We start from the raw sequence: 25,361 nt of genomic DNA, 5'->3' as shown, positions 1-25,361 counted from the left end.
CCGACCCTAAGGTTTCGGCTAACCTAACTTTTCTATTCGACAGCTCGGATAGAAGAGGGGTGCCGTGGTTCAGAACGTCCGTCCGCAGCGGCGGTGGCTGCTGCTCGGGCCCGCGTTCGTCGCCGCGATCGCCTACGTCGATCCCGGCAATGTCGCGGCCAACGTCAGCGCCGGAGCGCAGTTCGGCTTCCTGCTGGTCTGGGTCATCGTCGTCGCGAACCTGATGGCCTGCCTGGTGCAGTACCTGTCCGCCAAGCTCGGACTGGTCACCGGGCGGTCGTTGCCGGAGGCGGTGGGGGCACGGATGGGGCGCCCGGCCCGGCTCTCGTTCTGGGTCCAGGCCGAATTGGTCGCGATGGCAACCGATCTCGCCGAGGTGGTGGGCGGGGCCATCGCGCTGTACCTGCTGTTCGATCTCCCGCTCCTGGTCGGCGGGGTGATCACGGGTGCGGTGTCGCTGGTCCTGCTACTCGTCAAAGACCGTCGCGGCCAACGGATGTTCGAGCGGGTCATCACCGGGCTGCTGATGGTGATCGCGATCGGCTTCTTGACCAGTTTGTTCGCATCGCCCCCGCCGCTGGCCGACGCGGCCGAGGGCCTGATCCCAAGGTTCGACGGCGCCGAGAGCATCCTGCTCGCCGCCGCGATGCTGGGCGCGACGGTCATGCCCCACGCGGTGTATCTGCACTCCGGCCTGGCGCGCGACCGCCACGGGCACCCCGCGCCCGGCCCCGAACGACGGACTCTGCTGCGCATCACGCGCTGGGACGTCGGCATCGCGATGCTCGTCGCCGGTGCGGTCAACCTGTCGATGCTGCTGGTCGCGGCGACCAACCTGCAGGGCGTGGCCGACACCGACTCGATCGAGGGGGCGCACGCCGCCGTCGAGAACACACTGGGTTCGACGGTCGCCCTGCTGTTCGCGATCGGCCTGCTGGCTTCAGGTCTGGCGTCATCGTCCGTCGGCGCCTACGCCGGCGCGATGATCATGCAGGGCCTGCTCCGGCGCTCGGTGCCGCTGCTGGCACGCCGTCTCATCACCCTGCTGCCCGCGCTGGCCATCCTGGCCATCGGCATCGATCCCAGTCGCGCACTGGTGCTTTCACAGGTCGTGTTGTCGTTCGGCATCCCGTTCGCGTTGATCCCGCTGGTGCGACTGACCGCCGATCGTGACTTGATGGGCGCCGACGCCAACCACCGCGTCACCACACTCCTCGGCTGGGCGGTCGCCGGCTTGATCACCGCGCTGAACGTCGTGCTGATCTACCTGACCGTCTGGGGTTAACCCGGGTCCGCGACCACACCGAGGACGATGCCGCCGACGATTGCGACGAGCAGCGTCAGGACGACGCCGAGAATCGTGTACCCACCGGGACTGCTGGTGCCGCGGCGATACGGCCGGTCGGTGGGCTTGGGCTGCCGGCGCTGGTTGGCCCATCCGACCGCCACCACACCGGCGTTGACGGCAAGAACACCCGAGACGGCGATTACCGACCCGGCGACTACGGCGGACATCCGACCCCCCTCGACTATCCCGAACAAATACCGATTCTTGCATTTCTAGCAAATGCGGCAACCCATGTGAAATCGGCCTAAAATTGAGAGTTTGCGATCGTCGACGACGGACAGCCCCGATACTTAAGGACAGCGATTGTCTCCCCAGGTCACGGACCGCGCGCACACACCGGTCGGTCGGCACAGCTACTTTGCGTACGGATCCAATCTCTGTGTGCGCCAGATGGCCGACCGCTGTCCCGATGCGTCTCACCCCCGTCGCGCCAGGCTCGCCGACCACGACTGGTTGATCAACGAGCGCGGCGTGGCGACCATCGAACCGTTCGCCGGTGGCGAGGTGCACGGCGTGGTGTGGCAGGTGTCCGACCGCGATCTGGCCACCCTCGACAGCGCCGAAGGCGTACCGGTGCGCTACCGCCGCGACGAGATGACCGTGCACACCGACAGCGGCCCGGCCCCGGCGTGGGTCTACATCGATCACCGCGTCGAACCCGGACCTCCCCGCCCCGGCTACCTGGAGCGCATCCTCGACGGCGCACACCACCACGGCCTGCCCCGACGATGGATCGAATTCCTCGAACGCTGGGATCCCGCGCACTGGCCGCAACACCGCGAGCGACTGGGATCAGCAGGGCCGCAGACACTTTCAGAACTGCTCGACGACCCCGCGGTCACCGAGGAGATGACGCTGCGGTCCCGGTTCGGCTTCCTGGCCATCCACGGCGGCGGCCTCGAGCAGATGACCGACGTCATCGCCGAACGCGCCGCCGACGCCGCGGGCGCGTCGGTCTACGTGGTGCGCCACCCCGATCACTACCCGCACCACCTCCCGTCCGCGCGTTACCACCCCGCACAGTCGGCGCGGCTGGCGGAGTTCCTCGACCACGTCGACGTCGCGGTGTCGCTGCACGGCTACGGCCGCATCGGTCGCAGCACGCACCTGCTCGCCGGTGGCGGCAACCGTGAACTCGCCGCACACCTGAAGCGCTGCATCGACATTCCCGGCTATCGGGTCGTCACCGATCTCGGGTCGATCCCCCGGGAATTGCGGGGATTGCACCCCGACAACCCGGTCAACCGTGTCCGTGGCGGCGGTACCCAGTTGGAGTTGTCGGCCCGTGTTCGCGGTACCAGCCCCCGCAGCGCGCTGCCCGGTGACGACGGACTGTCACCGGCCACCTCCGCCCTGGTTCAGGGTCTGGTGGCCGCCGCACGGTCGTGGGATCGGCTGTCGCACTGATGCGGTGCGCGCTCGCCGCGGGCGTGCTCGTCGCCGGGTTCGTCGCGCCGGTCGCCCACGCGCAACCATCCGCCGTCGACTCCGCACTGGAGGCCGCCGTGGCCCGTGACGACCTCGCCGGCGCAATCGCGACGGTCAGGAACGGCGCGACCGTCACGACCATGTCGGCGGGATTCGCCGACCCCGCGACCGAGGCGCCATTCGGTCCCGACACCCGCGTGCGCATCGCCAGCATCACCAAAACCTTTGTTGCGGCGGCAGTTCTGCAGCTCGTCGGTGAGGGCGTGGTCGATCTCGACACACCCGTCGAGACGTATCTGCCGGGGCTGCTGCACGGTGCCAGCATCGACGGCAACGCGATCACCGTGCGTCACCTGCTCCGCCACCAGAGCGGGCTACCGGAGTACTTCGACGACACCACCGAGCCCCCGGACCGCCCGGTGTCGGCACGCGAATACGTCGCGCAGGCCCTCGCCAAACCCGGGGTGCCACCCGGCGGACCGGTGCCGGTGTACACCAACACGAACTATGTCGTGGCGGGACTCCTCCTGGAGGCCGTCACCGGCCGTCCTGCCGCCGACGAGATCACCCGGCGCATCATCGTCCCGCTGGGCCTGACACACACCTACTTCCCCGACGCCGGCGACACCGGGCTGTCGGCACCGATGGCACACGGCTACGAGACCGTCGACGGCCGCCGCACCGACGTCACCGCCGCCGAACCCTCCGGCTACTACATGGCGGGAGCGCTGGTCTCGACCGGCGAGGACACCACCGAGTTCATCGCGGCGCTGCTGGACGGCCGCGTCGTCGGACCCGCAGAGCTCGAGCAGATGATGGACACCGTCGCGTGGCCGCTGCACGGACCCCAGTTCCGGTACGGACTTGGGCTGGTGAGTATCGATCTCGTCTGCGGGATCAGGGTCTGGGGCCACGGCGGCGATCTGCCCGGTTACCACAGCATCGCCGTTGCCGCGGTAGGCCACCCGGCCGTCGCGGCCACCTTCACCCAGGGGACGCCCGGGGTCACCTCCCTCGCGAACGACCCCCGGCTGGCGGTGCTCACCGCGGTGTACTGCCCCGGTTAGCCTCCGCACCCATCCGGGCGGCCGCCGGCTCCGAATACAGGATGTGAACCCCACCTGCACCGCCACTCGGCCGGCGGTCGCGGCCCCGGCGCCGCCGCGGCGCACGACCCTCCGGCCGGCGCGCGACGTCACGGCACCCGGCGCCCGGGTCGCGGCGCTGTACCGCACCCGGATCACCCACCTGCGGCGACACCCCGTACAGCACTATTTCGAGCGCAGCAGCTACAGCTGGTTCGTGGACCTGGACGCGCTGCCCCGCGTCCCGCGGTGGCTGCGTCCGTTCGCCCGATTCGAGGCCCGCGATCACCTGTGGGGCGCCGACGTCGACACCCTGCGCGGCCGGCTGGATGCGTTCCTGGAGAGCAAGGGCATCGACCTGCCGGGCGGTCGCATCACCGCGCTGATGCAGCCGCGGGTCCTGGGTTTCGCCTTCAACCCGCTGACGCTGTACTGGTGCCACGACGCCAACGGGGTGCTGCGGTGCGTCGTAGCAGAGGTGCAGAACCCCCACGGGGAACGGCACGCGTATCTGCTTCCGCCGTCGGGCGATGATCACCCCGCGATCGTCGACAAGAGGTTTCCCACCTCGACCGTCGACGGCGTCGGCGGTCACTATCTGGTGCGCGCACCCGAACCCGCCGAACGACTCGACATCAAGATCTCGTCGCATCGCGGCGACACGCCCGCGTTCGTCGCGACGGTGCGTGGTGACGTGCGACCGGCGACCTCCGGCCAGATCGTCGCGCTGCAACTGCTGGCGCCGGCGGCCCCGCTGATGGACGCGCTGAGCATGCGGATCCAGGGCGTCATGCTGCGGCTGAAAGGGGTCCCGGTGGGGGCGCGTCCGTCGCGGCGGTCCGCGCTGCGATGCGCACAGTGACAATATCGACGCTGGTGCGGGCTAGGCTACCGCTCGTGACCGCCGAACTCGACGCATTGTTGCGCCAGGTGGCCCAGCGTGACGCCGAAGCTTTCGCGGCCCTCTACGACCAGACGCGGGCACGGGTGTTCGGCCTGGTCTCCAGGGTGCTGCGCGATCCCGGCTACAGCGAGGAGACGACCCAGGACGTCTATCTCCAGGTGTGGCGCACCGCGGCCAGCTACGACCCGTCGGCCGGTTCGCCGCTGAGCTGGCTGCTGACGCTGGCGCACCGGCGCGCGGTCGACCGTGTCCGCTCCGAGGAGGCGGCGAGCTCACGCGATGCCCGCTACGGAGCGGCGACCACCGAGCCGCCGACCGACCATGTCTCGGACACCGCCATCCTGCGCGACGAGCGGCAGCGGGTGGCAGATTGCCTGGACTCGCTGACCGACACCCAACGCGAGTGCATCCACCTCGCGTATTACGACGGTCTGACCTACGTTCAGGTGTCCGAGCGGCTCGCCACGAATCTTGCAACCATCAAATCCCGGATGCGTGACGGAATCCGGGGCCTGCGTAGATGTTTGGGGGTGGCATGACGAATCCACAGGGTGACCTGCTGTCGCTGGCCACGCCGTATGCGCTGTACGCGGTCAGCGACGCCGAAGCCGCGGCGATCGACCGGCAACTCGCCGGGGCGCCGCGCGAAGCCGCCGACGCGTTCGCCGCCGAAGTGCGCGCCGTACGCGAGACGATGGCGGCACTCGCGGCCGCCACCGCGGTGGAGCCACCGGCCGACCTGCGAGACAGAATCCTCAACGAGATCGCCGACGACCGCGTGGTCAAGCTGCCCGCCCAGCCGCGGTCGCGGCGGTGGTCGCGGGTGGTGTTGTCCGCCGCGGCGGCGGTGGTGATCGGAGTCGGGGCGCTTGTCGCCGGCTACACGCTGCGGCCCGCGACGACGATCTCCCCCGCCGAGCAGATCTTCGCCGCCCCGGACGTCCGGACGGTCTCCGGGGAGATCCCGGGCGGCGGCACCGCCACGGTGGTGTTCTCCCGCGAGCGCAATTCCGGTGTGCTGGTGATGAACAACGTCACCCCGCCAGAACCGGGCACGGTGTACCAGATGTGGCTGGTCGGCGCCGACGGGCCGCATTCGGCGGGAACGATGGACTCCGAATCGGTGGCCCCGTCGACCACGGCGGTGCTGCCCGATCTCGGGTCGTCGCAGACCCTGGCGTTCACGATCGAGCCGCCGGGCGGTTCGACGCGGCCCACCAGCCCGGTGTTCGCCGAACTGCCGCTGATCTGACCCCGCCGCTCAGGAGGTCTCCAGCGTCGCGGCGGCAGCCTCGGCGAGGACGTCGTCCACATCGTGACGGCGAGCCCACGCCCGCCGCTGGCGGCTGGCGCCGTTGCCGCATTCGGCGACCCGGGCCAGCCCGTCAGTGACCAGTTCCCGGTCTCCGGCGGCGTCCAGCGCGGGCCCGACGCGCTCGACGAGACGCGCCAGCAACTCCGGTATCGGCGCGGCGGCGTGGTCGTCCAAATCGACGCCGTCGCCGTCGACGCCGTTGCGGGCGGCCTTCCAATATGCGGCCTTCAGCGCGTACGGCGCCAGCGGCCGCACCGGCTCGCCGCGGCGTTCGTCGTCGAGGGCCGTCATCACGCAGGCCCGGACCAGCGCCGCGAACAGCACCGTCTCGTCGGCCGTCGCGGGCACGTCGGCGACACGCACCTCGACGGTCGGGAAGCGCGCAGAGGGCCGGACATCCCAGTAGGCCATGCCGTCGTCGCGGATCACCCCGGAATGGCACAGCATCTGCACGGCCGCGTCGTATTCGTCGGCCGACGCGAAGTTCGGGGGCGGGCCCGCGCTGGGCCAGCGCGCCCACAGCACCGAACGCCAGCTCGCGTGACCGGTGTCGGCGTTGCGGTAGATCGCCGAGTTCGCGGTCAACGCCAGCAACAGCGGCAACCACGGCCGCAACCGGTTGCCGACGGCGATGGCGGCGTCGCGGTCGGGCACCGCGACGTGCACGTGGCAACCGCAGATGCCCTGCTCGTGGGCGATCATGCCGAACCGTTCCCCGATGTCGCGGTAGCGCGGGGTGTCGGTGACCGGGAACTCATGCGGCAGCGTGGGCGGCAGCCCGACGGCGAGCAGTCGCGCGCCGGCGTCGGCGGCGGCGTCGGCCGCGGTGCGGCGCAGATGAACCAGCTGGTCTCGAAGATCACCGGTGGTCCGGACCACGTCGGTGGCGGTCTCGACCTGACAGCTGGTCAGCTCCAATTGCAGGTCGACGCCGCCGGCCGCGGCGCGGTCGGCGACCTCGCGGTTGAGCGCGACCGGCTGGCCGGTTCCCGGATCGACGAGGAGGAACTCCTCCTCGATACCGAGCGTGGGGATCTCTGTCATGTCTCCGCTGATCACTGTCGAAAATATTGATCCGGCCCGTCGGATGGTTCGACGACGGGCCGGATCGGGGTGATGAAAGCCGATGCGTATATGCCCCAGCCCATTCCGCTTCAAACCTGCCCCTACGATCACAATGTGGCAAAGGAATTCCGCTTCGGCGTCGGCGTCACCCGGGTCCGGTCGCGCACCGAGCTCGAACAGAGCGCGCGCCGTGCCGAAGCGCTGGGCTTCGACGTCCTGCAGGTTCCCGACCACCTCGGTGGCCCCGCGCCGTTCCCGGTGCTGACGGCCATCGCGATGGCGACCTCGACGCTGCGCGTCGGCACCTTCGTGGTCAACTCGGCGTTCTACCGTCCAGCGCTGCTGGCGCGCGACGTGGAGGCGCTGCACACCCTCAGCGACGGCCGGTTCGAACTCGGGCTGGGCACCGGGTACGTGATGGAGGAATTCGACGCCGCCGGGATCCCGTTCCCGAGCGCGGGTGAACGCGTCGACCACCTGAAGACGACCGCCGAGTACATGGCCGCGCAGCTGCCGGACGTGCCGATCATGATCGCGGGCAACGGGGATCGGGTACTGCGCACCGCGGCGCGCGTCGCCGACATCATCGGGTTCACCGGAGGTGACCGCGCCGCAACCGCCGACCGGGACCCGCTGGCCGAGCGGATCACGTTCGTCCGGGACGCGGCCGGGGACCGGTTCGACGATCTGGAGCTCAACCTCGCCATCACCGCGATGCCGGTCGACGGCTCGGGCCGGCCCGACCTCACGATCCCCCGGATCTCGCTGCCGGGTCTGTCGGACGAGGAACTGCTGAGGCATCCGGGCGTGCTGTCCGGGTCGACCGAGCGGATCGCCGAGCAGATCATCCGGTATCGCGACGTCTACGGCATCAGCTACCTGATCGTGCAGATGCGCCACGCCGAGGCGTTCGGCAAGGTGATCGAGGTGCTGCGTCAGAGCCAGAGATAGAGCGCGGACAGCAACGCCCAGATCCCGACGCAGTAGGCCTCGAACGCAGCACGCAGCGGGATCGGGGCGTGCCGCAGCTCCATGAAGTCGAGGCCGACCAGTCGCACCTTGATCGCGGCGATGGCCAGTACCAGCACGGCCACCGTCGAGCCGGTGCCGTGTTCGGCGCCCACCGCCCAGGAGACGACGGTCGCGGCGACCAGGAACAGCCAGCTGGCACCGGCGCGGTTCTTCAGCAGGGTCAGAACAGCCATCAGCTCACCAGGTACAGCAGTGCGAACAGGAAGATCCACAGCAGATCCACCAGATGCCAGAAGCATGCCGCGCCTTCGACCAGAGCGGTCCGGGTGACACTCAATTCGGCGCGGAAACCGTCGGCTCCTCGCGCGAGCGCTCGGCGGCGGGTCTGGCTCAGCACGAAGGACAGCGCCCCGATGCCCAGGCACACGTGGAACAGGTGCAGACCCGTCAGGATGAAGTAGTAGAGGTAGAAGTCGTTGGCGCCGGGGCCGTGACCCGCGGTGCCGAGGGAGACGTACTCGTAGACCTTCAGAGCGATGAACAGCGCACCGCAGCCGATCGCCGCCGCGACCGCCCTGGTCGCGATCGGCCACATGCCGGCCCGTAACGCGTTGAGCGCCAACACCACACACAGCGAACTCGTCAACAGCACCAGGGTGTTGAGCACGCCGACACCGATGTGCAGCGTGGTGCGGGCATCGTCGAATACCTCTGGTGCGGCGGCTCGTTCGACCAGGAAGGTGACGAAAAATGCGCCGAAGACGAGCATGTCGCCGAACAGGAAGACCCAGGTGCCGCTCTCGCCGGGAATCCGCCGCGCACCGCGCGGCGGTGAGGATGTCTCCGTCACGCCGGCTGAGCCTCGGCGATTCCGGCCGAGCGGGCCGACTGCTCGGCCTTGACCGATTTCGAGATCACCGCGGTGGTGGCGAACAGCCACACCACCAGGACCAGCCCCGGGATGTAGAACGCGAACACACCGTTCCAGGCCAGCGGCCCGTCGTTGAACACCACGACCACGCAACCCGGCAGGGACAGCGTCGCGACCCACAGGTTCAGGTAGCCGTACCAGCGCGGGAACGTCGGCGGGTCGGTCTTGTCGATGAACGCGGCGATAGCCAGCGTGATGTTCTGGATGATGATGGTGCCGACGATCCCGATGAACCACAGCCAGAACACGTCGTTGAGCGCCTGGGTCAGTTCGGCCGAGCGCTCCTCCGGGCGGTAGGCCGCGACGCCGAGGAAGAACTGCGGGAACAGCAGGGCCGGAACGAACACCGTCGCAGCCATCAGCTGGGTCATCGACAGCATGCCCCAGCCGCCCTCCACACGGCGGATCCGCAGCACGATCACCGCCAGGAACGGCAGCGCCAGCACCGCCGACAGCAGCGCACCCGACACCCCGAAGCGGATCCAGAGCTTGTGCTCGACGAAGAACGCCGCGATCTCATCGGGTGAGGATGCCGGCGACAGCGGCGGGAACAGCTGCGCGATACCGGAGAAGCTGGCGCCGTAGAGAAGGATCATGACCGTGCCGGCCCAGGCGCCGATGCGTTGCAGTGTCAGCTCCACAGCAGGCACGCTACCGGCCACGACGCCAGGTTTTGACACTTTTGCCATACCTGCCGGATCGCCATTGTGGGCTGCGCCCGTCCGGCAGGTAAGCTCCCAGCGCAATGCCCCCGTAGCTCAGGGGATAGAGCACGGCTCTCCTAAAGCCGGTGTCGCAGGTTCGAATCCTGCCGGGGGCACTTTTTGCTGTGTATTGCGTCGGGTGATGCCTGACATTTCTGTTTCGGGTGATGCTTGACAGTTGCTTCGGCTGATCCTTGACAGCTACTTCCGTCGAAATTGCCGTATGGCGTGAACGACGCGCCCGATGGGCATTTTTGAATCCACCCCGGACCGCCACAATTACAGTCCCGGTGAACAACGCGGTCGACGATCGCCTCGCCCCCCATAAGCTCGGCTGATGTGTCAATTTGTGATTTACGTCACACAAAAAATTGACGCAGCCGAGTCCGCTTGCCTGATCCGGGATCTGATGAACACCGTTGCCCGGACTCGATTCCCGGGGTATCACGCAGTGACGTCGGCGCGTTTCGTCGTATCGGTACGCGGATTCTGGAGGGCGATCTCTAACGCCCGATGCCACGCCACCACGACTGACCTGGCATCCATTGACGATCCGCACTCGCTACCGGGTAACGGATCCGCAGTCGACGCCGATTACGCCGATGCCAGGGTCACAAAGAGCGACGCATCTCGACCGCATCGCCGGCCGCAAAGGAAGGGGCTAGGGACAGGCGGAAATGTTCAGCAGGTGGCGCGTAACGACACATCCCGGCCCACACCGTCGGGGCCACGCGTTGCCGGTCGGATATCTCCCCGTTATGTTCCTCGTGTCAACGAGGAGCGAATCGCAAGAACGACATGTGGGTTTCAACCGACATCACATGAAGCGCTTACGTGGTGTGTGGTTTAGAAGCAATGCCAGCCACGGACATCTCGGAGGCCCCACTCGGGGCTTCGCCAAACCTAATTATTTAGGGAGATCATGAAGACAATCGCTCGGGTGCTGATCGCGATGGTGGCGTCCATCGCGGCATTGTTCGTGAGCACTGGCACCTCCAACGCCGGTCTGGACAATGAGCTGAGTGTCGTCGACGGCCAGGGCCGCACGCTGACAGTTCAGCAGTGGGACACGTTCCTCAACGGTGTTTTCCCCCTCGACCGCAACCGCCTGACCCGTGAGTGGTTCCACTCCGGCAAGGCGACCTACATCGTGGCCGGCGAAGGCGCCGACGACTTCGAGGGCACCCTGGAGCTGGGCTACCAGGTCGGCTTCCCCTGGTCGCTGGGCGTCGGCATCAACTTCAGCTACACCACCCCGAACATCGCCTACGACGGTTTCGGCTTCGTCCCGGCCGGTGACCCCGACTTCGGCTTCCTCAATTCCGTCGTGACGCCGCCGCTGTTCCCCGGTGTCTCGATCTCGGCCGACCTCGGTAACGGCCCGGGCATCCAGGAAGTCGCGACCTTCTCGGTCGACGTCGCCGGCCCCGGTGGTTCGGTTGTCGTCTCGAACGCTCACGGCACCGTGACCGGCGCCGCCGGTGGTGTGCTGCTGCGTCCGTTCGCCCGGTTGATCTCCTCGACCGGCGACAGCGTCAGCACCTACGGCGAGCCGTGGAACATGAACTGACGCGCAGCTTCCACTCAACGAGAACAGCCCCCGGCTTTCGGCCGGGGGCTGATTTCGTCTTCGCCGGGACCGCTGCACGGAAGTGACCTCGCGATTTCACCCGTTCCGGGGGATGTCCTCCCCTGACGCCACCGGCAAATTTAGCCTCGACCCGCGTCGACGACGCCGAACGGTTGGGAGGTAGACGATGCCGAAACCCCGCTACGCGATACCGTTTCTGGCTACCGGGTGCGTTGCTTCAGCCATCCTGTCCGCCCCCGCGGCGACGGCCACTCCGATGGCGCCGATACCTACCGAATATCCATGGTGCGAGTTGGATGTGTGGTGCTACGACGACGACCTCGACATCGTCTTCACGCCCCGTCGCGAGCGCTACGACGTCGAGTACGGCGGCGGCTCCGCATTCGGAAACTAGCGATCCGTTGACCTGACCGTAGAAGGAGTAGGAATGTCTGTTCTCGTCCGATCCGCGGGTGCGATGGTGATCGCCGGTGCCGCATTACTTTTCAACAGTGCGCTCGCAGCGTCCCAGCCACCGCCACCGAACTGCTCCATCGGGGACCAGGCCGGAATCCTGTCCGGCGTCTCGGCGTCGCTGTCGGCCTACATGTTCACCCACCCCGACGTGAACGGGTTCTTCAGCGGCCTGCGCGGCCTGCCCCCGGACGAACGCCGCGCCAAAGTCGACGCATACCTGGATGCGAATCCCACGGTCGAGGCGGATCTGTCGGGCATCCGCGCGCCGATGACCGACTTCCGGAACCGGTGCGGTCTGCCGCCGGCCGGCATGCCGGACGCCTGAACGAACGGCACCGCACCGCGATTGTGGGCCCTGTGCACGGGATCGAGGTCCGCTGCGTTCACAAGCCCCACAGTCACCGACCGCAGAGACGACTACCGGCCAGCAGGTAGTCGTCTCTGCCGTTTTCCACAGCTGTAGATGGTGGTCACCGTTGACGACTTCACCGGTGATCCAGACCAGAGTTCTCACTGAACTTGCGGCCAGCCGATCGCAGGTCACCACCATCCACAGGAAAGCCGGTGAGTCCGATGTCCGATGCCAAGACCGTCCACGAAGTCACCTACGATCTGCTCCGGAAGCTGGGTTTGACAACAGTTTTCGGCAATCCCGGATCGACGGAACAAACCTTTCTGAAGAGCTTTCCCGACGATTTCACCTACGTGCTGGGGCTGCAGGAAGCCTCGGTGCTCGCGATGGCCGACGGCTTCGCGCAAACCACCGGTAAGCCCGCGCTGGTCAACCTGCACACCGCCGCCGGCACCGGCAACGCGATCGGAAGCCTGGTCGCGGCGTACAAGTCGAACACCCCGATGATCGTCACCGCCGGCCAGCAGACCCGCGAGATGCTGCTGATGGACCCGTACCTGGCCAACCGCGACGAGACGATGATGCCGCAGCCCTGGGTCAAGTGGGCCTATCAACCGGCCCGCGCCGAGGATGTGCCCGCGGCGTTCATGCAGGCCTACATCGTGGCGATGCAGCCGCCGATGGGTCCGGTATTCCTGTCCATCCCGCTCGACGACTGGGACAAGCCCGCACTCGGCCCCGCCGTGGTCCGCACCGCGAGCCATCACACCGAACCCGACCGCGCCCGGCTGCGCGACTTCGCCGACCGGATCAACCGCGCGAAGAACCCCCTGCTGGTGATCGGACCCGAGGTCGACCGCAGCGGAGCCTGGGACGCCGGTGTCGCATTCGCCGAGAAGCTCGGCGCCCCCGTGCTGGGAACCGCTCTGCCCGACCGGATCTCGTTCCCGGAGAACCACAAGCTGTGGGCCGGTCAGCTGCCGATGTCCATCGCGGGCGTCAACCAGGCGGTCTACGGGCACGACCTCGTCATCGTCGTCGGCGCGCAGGTGTTCCGCTACTACCCCTACATCGCCGGCGAGATCCTGCCCGAGGGCACCGAACTGCTGCAGCTGACCGCCGACCCGCACCTGTCGGCCGTGGCGCCGGTCGGCGACAGCGTGCTCGGTGACGTCAAGGTCGCGCTCGACGAGTTGATCGACATGATCGACGCCCACGACCAGGCGGCGGTGACGCCTCCGCTGTCCCCGATCCCCGTCGAGCAGGCCGAGACCACCGCCCCGATGACCGCCAATGCCGTCTACCAGGTGCTGGGCACGTACAAGCCCGACAACGCGGTGGTCGTCATGGAATCCACCTCGACGATGCTCGACCAGAAGCGGTGGCTGCCCACCACGCAGCCGGCCAGCTTCTTCGCCACCGGCAGCGGCGGCATCGGCTGGGGTGTGCCGGGCGCGGTCGGCATCGCGCTCGGTGACCGCGAACGCGGCGTCGAGCGCACCGTCGTCGCGACCATCGGCGACGGCTCCTTCGAGTACTCCATCCAGGCCATCTGGACCGCCGCACAGCACAAGCTGCCGATCGTGTTCGTGGTGCTGCGCAACGGCGAGTACTCGGTGCTGAAGTCCTTCGCCGAACTGGAGCAGACCCCCAACGTCCCGGGCCTGGAACTGCCCGGCCTTGACATCGCCTCTCTCGGAAAGGGATTCGGCTGTCGCGCGGTGACGGTCAACGACACCGCTGAACTCGAGCGGGAGTTCGCCGCCGCGGTGGCCGCCGACGGACCCACCGTGATCGTCGCCCCCACCCGTCCGCAGGACGCGGGCCTGAGCTGAAGCGCCCGAGCCACCCGAAAGGACTGATGATCATGCCCGTCTACACGCTGACCACCACCGTGGGAACGCTGAGTTCGCAGACCAAGGCGAGCCTGGCCGCCGAGATCGGCCGCATCCACTCCGAGATCAACCACGTGCCCGCCACCTACGTCAACGTCGTCTACCAGGAGCTGCCGGTCGACAACGTCTACGCCGGCGGGAGGCCCGCCGCCCCGGTGCTGGTCAACGGCTGGGTCCGCGAAGGGCACGACGAAGAGGAGACCAGCCGTCTCGCGCTCGAAATCGCTTCGACAGTAACCGAATTCGCTTCGGTGCCCGAGGACCGGGTGGTGGTGGTGTTCCAGAGCAGTCCGGCCCGGTTCGCCGTCGAACTCGGCCGGCTACTCCCCGACCCCGGCCACGAAGCCGACTGGGTGGCATCGCTCAAGAGCACCCGGCCCGCCGTTTCCCCATAGACAGACTCGGCGACCCCGAGTCGCCCGCCCCCGGCGCCCCGCCGGGGGCGGGCTCATCCATGCGGGACCTCAGGTCCCCCTGGTCTCGATGACCTTCGACGCGATGTCGACGAGTTTGGTGTTGCTGTCCTGGGAGAGCCTGCGCAGCATGTCGAACGCGGCGACGTCGTCGATGTTGTAGCGCTCCATGATGATGCCCTTGGCCTGACCGATGCGGTCACGCGAGGACAACGCCGACTCGAGCTGTTCGCTCTGCCGGCTGGCCAGGACCGCCGCGGCGGCATGCGCGGCCAGGATCGCCCCGACCGTCTCGGCCTCCTCGTCGAACGCGTTCGGCCGCAGCGCGAACAGGTTCAGCGCGCCAGCGGTCTGCCCGCTGGTGTACAGCTTGAACGACAGGCCACTGAGCACCCCGATCTCGACAGCTGCCGGGGCGTAGCGGGGCCAGCGGCCCTCGGTCCGGAAGTCGTCGGTCCGCACCACCAGCTCGTCGAGCGCCGCGTCCAGACACGGCCCCTCCTTGTAGAGCATCTGCAGCTCGTCGAGGCGGCGCGGCAGCTCGGAGGTGCCGGCGACCGTTTCGAACCGGCCCGCTTTGCCGACGAACAGCACCCCGGCGGCGTCGGTGCCGGGTATCAGCGCCATGACCTCGGCAGTGACGTCGGAAAGCACCTCCTCGACACGGCGAGGAGCGGCGACCAGACGGGCCAACTCGGCCATCCGCCGGGCGAGCTCGTGGGTGGGAAGCTCGTTCATGATCACGGAGATACCCATCTTGACGCTTTGTGATTGCAGGGTGACTTCGGGGTTTGCGCCACGGGGAGGTGGGCAATGCAGGCGTGGGACGGGAGACGGTGTCACCACAGTCCCTGTCAAGGTCTCGTCGGTTCAGCCAAGAAGCCGGCGAGGCCGCCCGTCGGCACAGTCACTCTGTTAGTTGTAGTACGGTGCGGTGGTGAGCTCCACCGACGACATCTGGATCCTGGGTGGCTACCAGAGCGACTTTGCCCGCAACTACGAGCGCGAGGGCCTGGATTTCGCCGACCTGACCCGCGAGGTCGTGACTGAGACGCTGCAGAACGCGAAAATCGACGCCGCCGAGATCGGCGTCGTGCACGTCGCCAATGCGTTCGGGGAACTGTTCACCCACCAGGGACATCTCGGTGCCATGCCTGCCACCGTCGTCGACGGGCTGTGGGACGTGCCGGCGTCCCGGCACGAGGCCGCGTGCGCATCCGGCAGCGTGGCGACCCTGGCGGCGATCGCCGATCTGCGCTCCGGGGCGTACCCGAGCGCGCTGGTCGTCGGCGTCGAGCTGGAGAAGACGGTGCCGGGCGACACCGCGACGTCGATCCTGGGTGCTGCGGCGTGGACCGGACACGAGGGCCAGGACGCCCAATACATGTGGCCGCACATGTTCAACGCGGTCGCCGCCGAATACGACCGCCGCTACGGCCTGGACGAGACGCACCTGCGTGCCATCGCCGACCTGAACTTCACCAGCGCCCGCGCCAACCCGCTTGCCCAGACCAGGGAGTGGTCGGTGCCGTCCCCGCCGCCCGCCGACGATACCCTCAACCCCGTCGTCGACGGTGTTCTTCGCCGGCTGGACTGCAGCCAGCTGACCGACGGTGGCGCAGGCATCGTCCTGGTCAGCGACACCTGGCTCAAGGACCACCCGACCGCGCGGCCGATCGGGCGCATCGAGGGCTGGGGGCACCGCACCGTCGGGCTGGGCCTGCACCAGAAGCTCAAGCACTCCGCCGCGGGCCCCTACGTGTTCCCGCACGTCCGCGCCGCGGTGCTGGACGCGTTCGGCCGGGCCCGGGTGACCCTGGACGACGTACACGGTTTCGAGGTGCACGACTGCTTCACCCCCAGCGAGTACCTGGCGATCGACCACATCGGACTGACCGAACCAGGCCTGTCCTGGCAGGCGATCGAGCACGGCGAGATCGCGATCGGCGGTCGACTGCCCATCAACCCCAGCGGCGGACTGATCGGCGGCGGCCACCCGGTCGGGGCCTCCGGGGTGCGGATGCTGCTCGACGCGGCGCGGCAGGTCAGCGGCACCGCCGGCGAATACCAGGTCGAGAACGCGAAAACGTTCGGCACGTTGAACTTCGGCGGCAGCACCGCCACCACCGTCAGTTTCGTCGTCGGCAGCGCACGCTGACCGTCGAGCGCTCGCCCGAGGAGAACAGATGAGCATCAGCACCCATCCCGAGGTCGTCGGAAAGTTCCTGTCGACGCTGCCCGAGGACGACGACCACCCGTACCGCACCGGGCCGTGGCGTCCGCAGACCACCGAATGGGACCACGATGACCTGCCCGTCGTCGAAGGCCGGATCCCGACCGATCTCGACGGGGTCTACCTGCGCAACACCGAGAACCCGCTGCACCCGGCGTTGAAGTACTACCACCCGTTCGACGGTGACGGCATGCTGCACATCGTCGGGTTCCGGGACGGAAAGGCGTTCTATCGCAACCGATTCGTGCGCACCGACGGCGTGGCCGCGGAGGACGAGGCCGGCGGCCCGCTCTGGCCCGGTATCGCCGAGCCCATCGAAGCGGCCAAAGTCGACTACGGCTGGGGCGCACGGACCTTGATGAAGGACGCGTCGTCGACCGATGTGATCGTTCATCGCGGTGTGGCGCTGACCAGTCACTACCAGTGCGGCGACCTGTACAAGATCGACCCGTGTTCGGGCGACGCGCTCGGCAAGGAGGACTGGAACGGCGGCTTCCCGAACGACTGGGGAGTGTCCGCGCATCCGAAGGTCGACGACCACACCGGCGAACTGCTGTTCTTCAACTACAGCAAGCAGGCGCCGTTCATGCGCTACGGCGTGGTCAGCGCCGCCGGCGACGTGGTGCACAACGTCGACGTCCCGCTGCCCGGCCCACGCCTGCCGCACGACATGGCCTTCACCGAGAACTACGTGATCCTCAACGACTTTCCGTTGTTCTGGGACGCGTCGCTGCTCGAGCACAACATCCACCTTCCGCGGTTCCACCGCGATGTGCCGTCGCGTTTCGCGGTGGTCCCCCGCCGCGGCGACTCGTCGCAGATCATGTGGTTCGAGACCGACCCGACCTACGTGCTGCACTTCCCGAACGCCTACGAGGACGGCGATGAGATCGTGCTCGACGGGTTCTTCCAGGGCGACCCCGAACCCACCGAGGGCGTCGACAACGGGATGAGCGGAAAGTACCGCCAGATCTTTCGCAGTCTGTCGCTGGACGGCATGCAGACCCGGCTGCACCGCTGGCGTTTCAACCTCAAGACCGGACAGGCCCGTGAGGAACGACTGTCGGACAGTCTCACCGAGTTCGGCATGATCAACCCCGGGTACGCGGGGCGGCCGTACCGCTACACCTACGCGGCCACCGGCAAGCCCGGCTGGTTCCTGTTCGACGGGCTCGTCAAACACGACCTGCACACCGGCGCCGAGCAGAGGTACACGTTCGAGGACGGCGTGTTCGGCAGTGAGACGGCCATGGCGCCCCGCGTCGGCGGCTCGGGCGAGGACGACGGCTACCTCGTCACCCTCACCACCGACATGAACACCGACGCGTCCTACTGCCTGGTGTTCGACGCCGCCCGGGTCGGCGACGGCCCGGTGGTCAAACTGCAACTGCCGGAGCGCATCTCCAGCGGAACCCACTCCACGTGGGCACCGGGATCGGATCTCCCGCGGTGGCGCGAGAGCGACTCCGCTGCCGGCGCGATCGGCCTGTAGTTGCCCGAGGCGCCCAACGCCGTCGCCCGGATGCTGAGCCTGCTCGGCGACGAGTGGACGCTGCTCATCGTGCAGCGCGCGCTTCTGGGCGCGCGGCGCTACGGCGATTTCCAGGCCGCCCTGCCGGTGTCCAATGCCGTGCTGTCGGGTCGGCTTCAGTCGCTGACCGCCGACGGACTGCTGGAACGCAGCCAGTACCAGAGCAACCCGCCGCGGTCGGAGTACCTGCCGACCGCCAAGGGACGATCGCTGTGGCCGATGCTGACCTCGATCTGGGAATGGGAACGCCGGTGGGTGCCCGAGCACGCCGAACCGCTGCCCCACATGTTCCACTCGGCGTGCGCCAGCGCGTTCCAGCCCGTCACGACCTGCCGGACGTGCGGTGCATCCGCCGGCGGGAAAGACGTTGCCGCGCAGTGGGGGCCGAGCGGATCCTGGCAGCGGTCGATCCCGTCGGGCAGCAACCGCCGGCGCTCCAGCGCCAGGCGCTCGGGCGCCGCGCTGCTGTTCCCCCAGACGATGAGCGTGGTCGGCGACCGGTGGGCGTTCGCACTGCTGGTCGCGGCGTTCGTCGGGGTCAGCCGGTTCACCGACTTGCAGGCTCAGCTGGGTGCGCCACCGACCACCATCGCCGGGCGGCTGTCGGTGTTCACCGACGAGGGCATCCTCGTCCAGGACGACGGGCGCTACCAACTGACCGACAAGGGGCTGGCGTTCTTTCCGGTACTGGTGTGCGCGCTGGCGTGGGCACAACGCTGGTTCCCGTCCCCCGAAGGCCCCGCGGTGGTGCTGACCCATACGGCGTGCGGGCACACCTTCACCCCGGCGCTCGACTGCGATCACTGCGGCAAGCGGCTGCGTGCCGCCCAGATCGTCGCGGTGCCGTGACGCGTCGCGGATGTGGCGCGGGCCGGAAGAAATTGACCTGAAATCGGACTGGCACTCCCCTGGCTCGAGTGCTAATCTCGCTGGTGCACAGTGATTTGGTCGCCCGCCAGGGTGGCGGGCTCTGAGTGACACAGGGAGGTGGATTGCTGTGCTTCGCTTTGATCCATTCAGTGATTTCGACGCCCTGACCCGAGGCCTCGTCGCGAGCCAGACCGGAACCAACCGCGCACCGCGCTTCATGCCGATGGATCTGTGCAAGGTCGACGACCACTACGTACTGACCGCCGACCTGCCAGGTGTCGATCCCGGGTCGGTCGACGTGAACGTCGACAACGGCATGCTGACGATTTCGGCGCACCGCACCGCGCGTTCCGAAGACTCCGCTCAATGGCTGGCCAGTGAACGCTTCTACGGCACCTACCGTCGTCAGCTCACGCTCGGCGACGGCATCGACACCTCGGCGATTTCGGCCACCTACGAGAACGGCGTGCTCACGGTGACGATCCCGGTCGCCGAGAAGGCCAAGCCGCGCAAGATCGAGATCAACCACGCCGGGTCGCAGACGTCGATCGAAGCGACGACCGTCGACGCCGGGTGATTGCGACCGGTCAGCCGTGCCGGTCCAACTGGAATTCCAGGTTGGACCGCACGGCCGGCCACTCGATGTCCAGAATCGAATACACGACGGTGTCGCGGCGTGATCCGTCCGGCAACAGCTGATGGCTACGCAGCACACCGTCGAGCTTGGCACCAAGGCGCTCGATCGCGGCGCGGCTCACCGAGTTGAAGAAGTGGGTGCGGAATTCCACTGCGACGCAGTTCAACTCGTCAAACGCGTGGGCCAGCATCAGTAGCTTCGTCTCGGAGTTGACACCGGTGCGCCGCACCGCGTCGACATACCAGGTGGCGCCGATCTCCAGTCGCCGGTTCGGGCCGTCGACGTTCAGGTAGCTCGACGACCCGATCAGCGCACCGTCGCGGCCCCGAACCACGAACGTCAGTCCGGTGTCCGGCGACTGCGCCGCCATTCTCACCTCGAGCCAGTCGGCGGCCGCGCCGGCCCTCGGCGCGGCGGTGAACCAGAGCCCGCCGAGCTCACCGTCGGCGGCTGCCGCCTCGATCTCCGGAAGGTGCTCGCGGACAAGAGGTTCCAGCGACACCCAGCGCCGCCCCGTCAGGGTGACGGGCGGCACGAAACCGCTCATCGGGATCTTCTGCTCTTCGCGCAAGCGCTCATCGGGAAGCCCACGCCGCGAGCATCGCCCACACCGACAGCAGCACCGCAACCAGCGCGATGCCGCCCGCGGCGTAGAGGCCGTATCCCGCCGTCACCGGCGGGTAGACGTAGAGCCGGTAGAACCAGACCGCCAGCACCACCAGCACCACCGAGATCGCCAGCGCTGCCGTCGAAGCCAGCCGTCCGGAGATGCCCCGGGCAGCCATCGCACCGGCGACCACCAGGGTCGAGGACAGCAGCACGATCAGCTGCCCCACCCCGAATCCCGGCGGTGGCACCGGCATCGCACCCGCCACGCCGCCTATCGCGTTGGCCCGGCCCCCGCCCTCCGCCGACGTCAGCCACGGCAGCCAGCCGCACACCGCGACCGACAACGCGCACAGCGCGACAAGCCACCCCGGAAGCGCGCGAGACATGCGCGCAAGACTACTAGGGTGAGCCGATGAGCGATCTTCCCGAATGGGCGCGTCGGCTCGACCTCTCCCCTCACCCCGAGGGCGGATGGTTTCGGGAGACCTGGCGCAGCGACCTGACCGTGCCGCAGTCGGTGCTGCCGCCCGACTACTCCGGCAGCCGCAGCGCGGGAACCGCGATCCTTTTCCTTCTCATGCCGGGGCAGCAGTCGGCCTGGCACACGGTGCGCAGCGCCGAGCTGTGGCTGTACCACTCGGGTGGCCCGCTCCTCCTCGAGGTGGGACAACACCAGGAGTCCGCGGAAACGCATCTGCTGGGCGCCGACATCCTCGCCGGCGAGAGCCCGCAATTCGTGGTGCCGCCGGGGCATTGGCAGCGGGCTCGCCCCCGTGACGACCAACCGTGTCTGGTCAGCTGCGTCGTCGTGCCCGGATTCGACTTCGCCGACTTCGCGCTCGGCGCCCCTACCGACTGAGCAATTCGACCGCGGCCGCGACCAGCGCGGCGTTTCCGTCGGCCACCGACCCATCGGGCAGCACCAGGGTGTCCTCCATCCCGATGCGGGTCTGCAGACCGCGGACCCCGGCGTGTTCCAGCAGCGGCCAACAGCTTTCATCCAGACCGTGCAGCAGCACCGGCGCGGGCGACCCGGCGGCCGCGACCAGGTCCAGTATCTCGTCCGCGGTGGCGACGTCGCCGTCAGCACCCAGCTCGATCATCACCCGCATGCAGTGATCCTTGATGTCCGAAGCCGCCCAGGACCGCGCGGCCTCGACGTGGAAGATGCCGACCTCGACGCCCAGCCCGCGGCTGAGCAGCAACTCGGCCAGCTCCGGGGACCCGGGCTCATGCCAGTTCAGGGACGCGAAGTCCGGCAGCACGCTCCACTCCTCGACCGCTTTGAGTCGCCGACCCGCGTCGGGCAGCGCCCAGAACCCGGTCGTCACACCCAGCGGCAGGCCCGGCACGGCGTGCCGCACCGCAGCGACCGCGGCGTCGACCTCGGCGGCGCGCAGCGAATCCACCCCGTTGCGGTCCTTGGGATGCATGTGCACCGCCCGCGCACCCGCGGCATGCGCGGCCACGGCCTCCGCGGCGAGCTGCTCGGGGGTGACCGGCAGGTTCGGGTGCTGATCGGGGGTGCGTGCACCGTTGATGCACGCCTTGACATAGATCTTCGGCGTCACGGCGGTCTTCGGGCTCTGGGGTTCGGCACTGTCCGACATGACCCCCATCCTGGCCCGCCCGCGCGGTCTGCGCGCACCGCGGTACCGGTGAAAGATCCCGTGGCGCCGGTCGCGAGCCCACTCGACCCACCACTGGCCCGGCAGGTATGGTCGGCCCAACCGCCGTGTGTGCGTGCGGATCGGGTGCGCACCTGGAAGCGGGCGAAGGCCGAGTTGAGCCAACAGCCGAGCCGCACATGATCGTGAGATCAGACTGCATACAGGATGGGGCCTCATGCCGAACACTTCCACCGAACAGCCCGACGCCACCGCCCAGTCGGCGTGGTTGGCGAAGTCCGCGGCCGAGACGCGCGGCTCGGACAAGAAGGAAGTCCAGTTCCACTACGACATCTCCAACGACTTCTTCAAGCTCTGGCAGGACCCGTCGCAGACCTACAGCTGCGCGTACTTCGAGAAGGACGACTACACGCTTGAGCAGGCACAGCTCGCGAAAGTGGATCTGTCCCTGGGCAAACTCGGCCTCGAGCCGGGGATGACGCTGCTCGACATCGGGTGCGGCTGGGGCTCGACCATTCAGCGCGCCGTCGAGAAGTACGACGTGAACGTCATCGGCCTGACGCTGTCGGAGAACCAGAAGCAGCACATCGAGCAGAACCGGTTCCCGAACATCGACACCACCCGCAGCATGGAGGTTCGGCTGCAGCCGTGGGAGGAGTTCGACGGCTCGAACACCCACGTCGACCGGATCGTGTCGATCGGCGCGTTCGAGCACTTCGGCTTCAACAAGTACGACGACTACATGAAGAACACCTACAGCTGGCTGCCCGACGACGGCGTGCAGATGCTGCACACGATCATCATTCCCAGCGATGAAGAGATCAAGGCCAAGAAGCTGCCGCTGACCATGTCGAAGGTGCGCTTCATCAAATTCATCATGGACGAGATCTATCCCGGTGGCCGTCTACCGCTGGCCGCTCAGGTGACCGACGCCGCCAAGCGCAACGGCTACACCGTCACCCTGGAACAGCACCTTCAGCCGCACTACGTCAAGACCCTCGACGCCTGGGCCGCGAACCTCAAGGACAAGAAGGACGAGGCCGTCGCGATCACCTCCGAGGAGATCTACGAGCGGTTCTACAAGTACCTGACCGGTTGCGCTGACCTGTTCCGCGAGGGCTACACCGACGTCGTCCAGTTCACGCTGGAGAAAAGGTGACCGTGAGCGGTGTAGTAATTTGGCCACACGCGTTACCTGAATCGGTCGCGTAGCGGCGAAACGAAATGGAGGACGGTCGGGGATGACCAGGAGAACGGCGGAGCCCCCCTCGGGTGACGACATGACGCCTCACTTCGAGGAAGTACAGGCGCATTACGACCTCTCCGACGAGTTCTTCGGCCTCTTCCAGGATCCGTCCCGCACCTACAGCTGCGCCTATTACGAGCGCGACGACATGACACTGGCCGAGGCTCAGGTCGCCAAGATCGACCTGGCGCTGGGCAAACTGAACCTCGAACCGGGGATGACGTTGCTCGACATCGGCTGTGGGTGGGGTTCGGTGCTGCGCCGCGCCATCGAGAAGTACGACGTCAACGTGATCGGGCTGACGTTGAGCCGCAATCAGTGCAAGTTCGCCCAGGAGTTGCTCGACGGTGTGGACACCGAGCGGTCGCGCCGGATCATGCTGCGCGGTTGGGAACAGTTCGACGAACCGGTCGACCGCATCATCAGCATCGAGGCGATCGAGGCCTTCCCGCAGGAGCGCTACGCGCCGTTCTTCAAGATGTGCAGCAGCGTGTTGCCCTCCGGCGGACGCTTCCTGCTGCAGGCCATCCTCGGCCACCCACTGAAGAAGTGGCCCGAACTGGGCATCCCGATCGTGATGTCGGACCTGAAGTTCATGCGGTTCATCGCCAAGGAGATCTTCCCGGGCGGATCGGTGCCCGGCGAGGAGAACATCGTCGAACTGTCCGCCGAGGCCGGGTTCACGCTGGAGCAGACGCAATTCCTGAACAAGGACTACGCGCGCACGCTCGACACCTGGGCCGAGGCGCTCGAAGCCCACCACGACGAGGCCGTCGCCGCCACCTCCGAAGAGGTCTACCAGCGGTACATGAAGTACCTGACCGGCTGCAGCGACTTCTTCCAGCGCGGGATCAGCGAGCTGGGACAGTTCACGCTCGTCAAGGCGTGATCAGCAGCTCACGCGCGCCCGAACACCAGCGACACGTTGTGGCCGCCGAAGCCGAATGAGTTGTTGATCGCGTACTCGTAATGCCCGCGCCGGGGCTCGCCGCTGACGACATCGAGGTCGATCTCCGGATCGAGGTTGCGCAGATTGCGCGTCGCCGGGATGACCCCGTCGCGCAAGGCCAGCAACGTCAGGATCGACTCGACGGCACCCACCGCGCCCACCGAGTGGCCGAGCGCGCCCTTGGGCGCGTACACGGCCGGTTTGTGCCCGCCCAGCGCCTTGTTGATCGCGATGCTCTCGGCCACGTCGCCGACGGTGGTGCCGGTGGCGTGCGCGTTGACGTGGTCGATGTCGCTGGACGTCAACCCGGCCAGCTCGACCGCGTGGGACATCGCGTAGCCGGCACGTTCACCGTTCGGATCGGGGGCGACCATGTGGAAGCCGTCGGAGGTGATGCTGGCCCCCATCAGGCGTCCCAGGATCTTCGCCCCGCGCGCTTTGGCGTGCTCCTCGGTCTCGATGACCAGCAGCGCCCCGCCCTCACCGAACACGAACCCGTCGCGGTCCTTGTCGAACGGGCGGCACGCACCCTCGGGGTCGTCGTTGTTCGTCGACATCACGATGCGCATCTGCGCGAAGCCGGCGATCGGCACGGCCTCGATGCGGGCTTCCACGCCGCCGCAGATCGCGACGTCGGCGTCACCGAAGATGATCTGCCGCCACGCCTGCGCGATGCCCTCGGAGCCCGACGCGCACGCCGAGACCGGGGCCAGCACACCCGCCCGGGCGTGCCGTTCGACGGCGACCGCCGCCGACGGGCCGCTGGGCGCGTATTGCTGCACCGTCGTCGGGTTGACCTCGTCGAGCCGGCCTTCGCGCAGATGGTCGTAGGCGAACGCGAGCTCCTCGATACCGCCCATGCCGGTGCCGATCGACACGGCCAACCGGTTCGGGTCGACGTCGGGTGACCCGGCGTTCTCCCACACCCTGCGGCTGAGGACGACGGCCATCCGCTGCACGTACGACAGGTTGTAGTTCTCTTCCGGGGTCAGCTTCTCGTCGAACGTCTCCAACAGGTGCCCGCCGATCCGAACCGGCAGGTCGAACTCCTCGACGAAGGAGTCCTGCAGCAGACGGATACCGCTGCGCCCGTCCAGCAGGGCCTGCCACGTCGACTCGGCGTCGGTGCCCAGCGCCGTGGTCATGGCGACACCGGTCACCACCACGTTCGGAAACGCATTCGGAAATTTCGTCATGGT

29 protein-coding genes and 1 tRNA gene are annotated in these 25,361 nt (G+C 67.8%); 20 read left to right on the top strand and 10 right to left on the bottom strand.

The features are described from left to right. Positions 1-64: 64 nt before the first annotated feature. Entirely contained in the window at positions 65-1,285 is a 1,221-nt protein-coding gene (locus NTM_RS12240) for an Nramp family divalent metal transporter (RefSeq protein WP_104865695.1), read from the top strand. Here NTM_RS12240 and NTM_RS12235 read toward each other — a convergent pair. Beyond that, complete coding sequence (locus NTM_RS12235; protein ID WP_104865694.1) at positions 1,282-1,515, bottom strand: hypothetical protein; 234 nt, start codon at positions 1,513-1,515, stop codon at positions 1,282-1,284. The genes NTM_RS12240 and NTM_RS12235 overlap by 4 nt on opposite strands. Positions 1,516-1,651: 136 nt before the next feature. Here NTM_RS12235 and NTM_RS12230 point away from each other — a divergent pair, with 136 nt between their 5' ends. Genes NTM_RS12230 through NTM_RS12210 form a run of 5 tightly spaced genes read left to right on the top strand, consistent with a single transcriptional unit; the run spans position 1,652 to position 6,017 of the window. Continuing rightward, entirely contained in the window at positions 1,652-2,755 is a 1,104-nt protein-coding gene (locus tag NTM_RS12230; RefSeq protein WP_104865693.1) for a poly-gamma-glutamate hydrolase family protein, read from the top strand. Next, positions 2,734-3,843 carry a serine hydrolase domain-containing protein gene (locus NTM_RS12225; RefSeq protein ID WP_232079696.1) on the top strand — a complete coding sequence of 370 codons (1,110 nt, stop codon included), beginning with the start codon at positions 2,734-2,736 and terminating at the stop codon, positions 3,841-3,843. The genes NTM_RS12230 and NTM_RS12225 overlap by 22 nt, the downstream gene beginning before the upstream one ends. Positions 3,844-3,886: 43 nt before the next feature. Then, the gene (locus NTM_RS12220) at positions 3,887-4,723 is read left to right on the top strand and encodes a DUF1365 domain-containing protein (RefSeq protein ID WP_163766433.1); all 837 of its coding nucleotides are present in this window, start codon (positions 3,887-3,889) and stop codon (positions 4,721-4,723) included. After that, a complete protein-coding gene (locus tag NTM_RS12215) occupies positions 4,711-5,304 on the top strand; it encodes a sigma-70 family RNA polymerase sigma factor (protein WP_435405089.1) in 594 nt (197 codons plus the stop codon). Before NTM_RS12220 ends, NTM_RS12215 begins: the two co-directional genes overlap by 13 nt. Then, the gene (locus NTM_RS12210) at positions 5,301-6,017 is read left to right on the top strand and encodes an anti-sigma factor (RefSeq protein ID WP_163766432.1); all 717 of its coding nucleotides are present in this window, start codon (positions 5,301-5,303) and stop codon (positions 6,015-6,017) included. The genes NTM_RS12215 and NTM_RS12210 overlap by 4 nt, the downstream gene beginning before the upstream one ends. Positions 6,018-6,026: 9 nt before the next feature. Here NTM_RS12210 and NTM_RS12205 read toward each other — a convergent pair whose 3' ends face one another. Further along, positions 6,027-7,124 (bottom strand): glutamate--cysteine ligase, encoded by a 1,098-nt coding sequence (locus NTM_RS12205; RefSeq protein WP_104865689.1) that lies wholly within the window; start codon positions 7,122-7,124, stop codon positions 6,027-6,029. A gap of 135 nt (positions 7,125-7,259) precedes the next feature. Between NTM_RS12205 and NTM_RS12200 the strand changes: the two genes are divergently transcribed. Then, complete coding sequence (locus NTM_RS12200; protein WP_104865688.1) at positions 7,260-8,096, top strand: LLM class F420-dependent oxidoreductase; 837 nt, start codon at positions 7,260-7,262, stop codon at positions 8,094-8,096. On the opposite strand, the gene NTM_RS12195 is transcribed toward NTM_RS12200, so the two are convergent. The 3 genes from NTM_RS12195 to NTM_RS12185 are packed head-to-tail and all read right to left on the bottom strand — an operon-like array spanning position 8,081 to position 9,644. Next, positions 8,081-8,350 carry a cytochrome C oxidase subunit IV family protein gene (locus tag NTM_RS12195; RefSeq protein ID WP_104865687.1) on the bottom strand — a complete coding sequence of 90 codons (270 nt, stop codon included), beginning with the start codon at positions 8,348-8,350 and terminating at the stop codon, positions 8,081-8,083. The two genes, NTM_RS12200 and NTM_RS12195, sit on opposite strands and share 16 nt — an antisense overlap. After that, positions 8,350-8,967: a cytochrome c oxidase subunit 3 gene (locus NTM_RS12190; protein WP_163766431.1), complete on the bottom strand. Its 618-nt coding sequence runs from the start codon at positions 8,965-8,967 to the stop codon at positions 8,350-8,352. The genes NTM_RS12195 and NTM_RS12190 overlap by 1 nt, the downstream gene beginning before the upstream one ends. Continuing rightward, on the bottom strand, positions 8,964-9,644 hold the full coding sequence (locus NTM_RS12185) for a hypothetical protein (RefSeq protein ID WP_170312014.1): 681 nt from the start codon (positions 9,642-9,644) through the stop codon (positions 8,964-8,966). The genes NTM_RS12190 and NTM_RS12185 overlap by 4 nt, the downstream gene beginning before the upstream one ends. 151 nt (positions 9,645-9,795) lie before the next feature. Between NTM_RS12185 and NTM_RS12180 the strand changes: the two genes are divergently transcribed. The 6 genes from NTM_RS12180 (at position 9,796) to NTM_RS12155 (ending at position 14,441) form a co-directional block, all read left to right on the top strand. Next, a tRNA-Arg gene (locus tag NTM_RS12180) sits at positions 9,796-9,868 on the top strand. Between the two features lie 806 nt (positions 9,869-10,674). Beyond that, the gene (gene mspA / locus NTM_RS12175; RefSeq protein ID WP_163766429.1) at positions 10,675-11,322 is read left to right on the top strand and encodes a porin MspA; all 648 of its coding nucleotides are present in this window, start codon (positions 10,675-10,677) and stop codon (positions 11,320-11,322) included. Positions 11,323-11,509: 187 nt separating this feature from the next. Continuing rightward, a complete protein-coding gene (locus tag NTM_RS12170; protein WP_163766428.1) occupies positions 11,510-11,737 on the top strand; it encodes a hypothetical protein in 228 nt (75 codons plus the stop codon). 33 nt (positions 11,738-11,770) lie between these two features. After that, a complete protein-coding gene (locus NTM_RS12165; RefSeq protein WP_163766427.1) occupies positions 11,771-12,124 on the top strand; it encodes a heme-binding protein in 354 nt (117 codons plus the stop codon). A 248-nt stretch (positions 12,125-12,372) separates the two neighbouring features. Further along, the gene (mdlC, locus tag NTM_RS12160; RefSeq protein ID WP_163766426.1) at positions 12,373-13,986 is read left to right on the top strand and encodes a benzoylformate decarboxylase; all 1,614 of its coding nucleotides are present in this window, start codon (positions 12,373-12,375) and stop codon (positions 13,984-13,986) included. A gap of 32 nt (positions 13,987-14,018) precedes the next feature. Continuing rightward, complete coding sequence (locus NTM_RS12155) at positions 14,019-14,441, top strand: tautomerase family protein (protein ID WP_104862795.1); 423 nt, start codon at positions 14,019-14,021, stop codon at positions 14,439-14,441. A 69-nt stretch (positions 14,442-14,510) separates the two neighbouring features. Here NTM_RS12155 and NTM_RS12150 read toward each other — a convergent pair whose 3' ends face one another. Continuing rightward, on the bottom strand, positions 14,511-15,197 hold the full coding sequence (locus tag NTM_RS12150) for a GAF and ANTAR domain-containing protein (RefSeq protein ID WP_163769460.1): 687 nt from the start codon (positions 15,195-15,197) through the stop codon (positions 14,511-14,513). Between the two features lie 199 nt (positions 15,198-15,396). Here NTM_RS12150 and NTM_RS12145 point away from each other — a divergent pair, with 199 nt between their 5' ends. The 4 genes from NTM_RS12145 (at position 15,397) to NTM_RS12130 (ending at position 19,670) form a co-directional block, all read left to right on the top strand. Continuing rightward, positions 15,397-16,617: an acetyl-CoA acetyltransferase gene (locus NTM_RS12145; RefSeq protein ID WP_163766425.1), complete on the top strand. Its 1,221-nt coding sequence runs from the start codon at positions 15,397-15,399 to the stop codon at positions 16,615-16,617. A 28-nt stretch (positions 16,618-16,645) separates the two neighbouring features. Continuing rightward, positions 16,646-18,184 carry a carotenoid oxygenase family protein gene (locus NTM_RS12140; protein WP_163766424.1) on the top strand — a complete coding sequence of 513 codons (1,539 nt, stop codon included), beginning with the start codon at positions 16,646-16,648 and terminating at the stop codon, positions 18,182-18,184. Between the two features lie 30 nt (positions 18,185-18,214). Continuing rightward, positions 18,215-19,072 carry a winged helix-turn-helix transcriptional regulator gene (locus tag NTM_RS12135; RefSeq protein ID WP_163769459.1) on the top strand — a complete coding sequence of 286 codons (858 nt, stop codon included), beginning with the start codon at positions 18,215-18,217 and terminating at the stop codon, positions 19,070-19,072. Positions 19,073-19,220: 148 nt separating this feature from the next. Further along, the gene (locus tag NTM_RS12130; protein WP_104862232.1) at positions 19,221-19,670 is read left to right on the top strand and encodes an Hsp20/alpha crystallin family protein; all 450 of its coding nucleotides are present in this window, start codon (positions 19,221-19,223) and stop codon (positions 19,668-19,670) included. Between the two features lie 10 nt (positions 19,671-19,680). On the opposite strand, the gene NTM_RS12125 is transcribed toward NTM_RS12130, so the two are convergent. Next, positions 19,681-20,277, bottom strand: coding sequence for a GNAT family N-acetyltransferase (locus NTM_RS12125; RefSeq protein ID WP_104862799.1), 597 nt, complete (start codon positions 20,275-20,277; stop codon positions 19,681-19,683). Between the two features lie 28 nt (positions 20,278-20,305). Next, positions 20,306-20,725, bottom strand: coding sequence for a hypothetical protein (locus tag NTM_RS12120; protein ID WP_104862233.1), 420 nt, complete (start codon positions 20,723-20,725; stop codon positions 20,306-20,308). A 26-nt stretch (positions 20,726-20,751) separates the two neighbouring features. Between NTM_RS12120 and NTM_RS12115 the strand changes: the two genes are divergently transcribed. Continuing rightward, positions 20,752-21,198 (top strand): cupin domain-containing protein, encoded by a 447-nt coding sequence (locus NTM_RS12115; protein WP_163766423.1) that lies wholly within the window; start codon positions 20,752-20,754, stop codon positions 21,196-21,198. On the opposite strand, the gene NTM_RS12110 is transcribed toward NTM_RS12115, so the two are convergent. Further along, on the bottom strand, positions 21,188-21,949 hold the full coding sequence (locus tag NTM_RS12110; RefSeq protein ID WP_163766422.1) for a 3-keto-5-aminohexanoate cleavage protein: 762 nt from the start codon (positions 21,947-21,949) through the stop codon (positions 21,188-21,190). The genes NTM_RS12115 and NTM_RS12110 overlap by 11 nt on opposite strands. A 235-nt stretch (positions 21,950-22,184) precedes the next feature. Here NTM_RS12110 and NTM_RS12105 point away from each other — a divergent pair, with 235 nt between their 5' ends. Beyond that, entirely contained in the window at positions 22,185-23,126 is a 942-nt protein-coding gene (locus NTM_RS12105) for a cyclopropane mycolic acid synthase family methyltransferase (RefSeq protein WP_104862235.1), read from the top strand. 82 nt (positions 23,127-23,208) lie between these two features. After that, positions 23,209-24,102: a cyclopropane mycolic acid synthase family methyltransferase gene (locus NTM_RS12100; protein ID WP_104862236.1), complete on the top strand. Its 894-nt coding sequence runs from the start codon at positions 23,209-23,211 to the stop codon at positions 24,100-24,102. Positions 24,103-24,110: 8 nt separating this feature from the next. On the opposite strand, the gene NTM_RS12095 is transcribed toward NTM_RS12100, so the two are convergent. Then, positions 24,111-25,358: a KasA/KasB family beta-ketoacyl-ACP synthase gene (locus NTM_RS12095; protein ID WP_104862237.1), complete on the bottom strand. Its 1,248-nt coding sequence runs from the start codon at positions 25,356-25,358 to the stop codon at positions 24,111-24,113. Between the last annotated feature and the right edge of the window lie 3 nt (positions 25,359-25,361).

Source organism: Mycolicibacterium parafortuitum (assembly GCF_010725485.1).
Classification (GTDB): Bacteria; Actinomycetota; Actinomycetes; order Mycobacteriales; family Mycobacteriaceae; genus Mycobacterium.
This window is presented reverse-complemented; position numbering and strand designations above follow the sequence as displayed.

Bases quoted from the DNA above. Each gene is read 5' to 3' on its own strand.
- NTM_RS12235 (WP_104865694.1), bottom strand. From the start codon at position 1,515: ATGTCCGCCGTAGTCGCCGGGTCGGTAATCGCCGTCTCGGGTGTTCTT.
- NTM_RS12215 (WP_435405089.1), top strand. From the start codon at position 4,711: ATGCGCACAGTGACAATATCGACGCTGGTGCGGGCTAGGCTACCGCTC.
- NTM_RS12210 (WP_163766432.1), top strand. From the start codon at position 5,301: ATGACGAATCCACAGGGTGACCTGCTGTCGCTGGCCACGCCGTATGCG.
- NTM_RS12205 (WP_104865689.1), bottom strand. From the start codon at position 7,124: ATGACAGAGATCCCCACGCTCGGTATCGAGGAGGAGTTCCTCCTCGTC.
- NTM_RS12195 (WP_104865687.1), bottom strand. From the start codon at position 8,350: ATGGCTGTTCTGACCCTGCTGAAGAACCGCGCCGGTGCCAGCTGGCTG.
- NTM_RS12185 (WP_170312014.1), bottom strand. From the start codon at position 9,644: ATGATCCTTCTCTACGGCGCCAGCTTCTCCGGTATCGCGCAGCTGTTC.
- mspA (WP_163766429.1), top strand. From the start codon at position 10,675: ATGAAGACAATCGCTCGGGTGCTGATCGCGATGGTGGCGTCCATCGCG.
- NTM_RS12170 (WP_163766428.1), top strand. From the start codon at position 11,510: ATGCCGAAACCCCGCTACGCGATACCGTTTCTGGCTACCGGGTGCGTT.
- NTM_RS12165 (WP_163766427.1), top strand. From the start codon at position 11,771: ATGTCTGTTCTCGTCCGATCCGCGGGTGCGATGGTGATCGCCGGTGCC.
- mdlC (WP_163766426.1), top strand. From the start codon at position 12,373: ATGTCCGATGCCAAGACCGTCCACGAAGTCACCTACGATCTGCTCCGG.
- NTM_RS12155 (WP_104862795.1), top strand. From the start codon at position 14,019: ATGCCCGTCTACACGCTGACCACCACCGTGGGAACGCTGAGTTCGCAG.
- NTM_RS12150 (WP_163769460.1), bottom strand. From the start codon at position 15,197: ATGAACGAGCTTCCCACCCACGAGCTCGCCCGGCGGATGGCCGAGTTG.
- NTM_RS12140 (WP_163766424.1), top strand. From the start codon at position 16,646: ATGAGCATCAGCACCCATCCCGAGGTCGTCGGAAAGTTCCTGTCGACG.
- NTM_RS12135 (WP_163769459.1), top strand. From the start codon at position 18,215: ATGCTGAGCCTGCTCGGCGACGAGTGGACGCTGCTCATCGTGCAGCGC.
- NTM_RS12125 (WP_104862799.1), bottom strand. From the start codon at position 20,277: ATGAGCGGTTTCGTGCCGCCCGTCACCCTGACGGGGCGGCGCTGGGTG.
- NTM_RS12120 (WP_104862233.1), bottom strand. From the start codon at position 20,725: ATGTCTCGCGCGCTTCCGGGGTGGCTTGTCGCGCTGTGCGCGTTGTCG.
- NTM_RS12115 (WP_163766423.1), top strand. From the start codon at position 20,752: ATGAGCGATCTTCCCGAATGGGCGCGTCGGCTCGACCTCTCCCCTCAC.
- NTM_RS12110 (WP_163766422.1), bottom strand. From the start codon at position 21,949: ATGTCGGACAGTGCCGAACCCCAGAGCCCGAAGACCGCCGTGACGCCG.
- NTM_RS12105 (WP_104862235.1), top strand. From the start codon at position 22,185: ATGCCGAACACTTCCACCGAACAGCCCGACGCCACCGCCCAGTCGGCG.
- NTM_RS12100 (WP_104862236.1), top strand. From the start codon at position 23,209: ATGACCAGGAGAACGGCGGAGCCCCCCTCGGGTGACGACATGACGCCT.
- NTM_RS12095 (WP_104862237.1), bottom strand. From the start codon at position 25,358: ATGACGAAATTTCCGAATGCGTTTCCGAACGTGGTGGTGACCGGTGTC.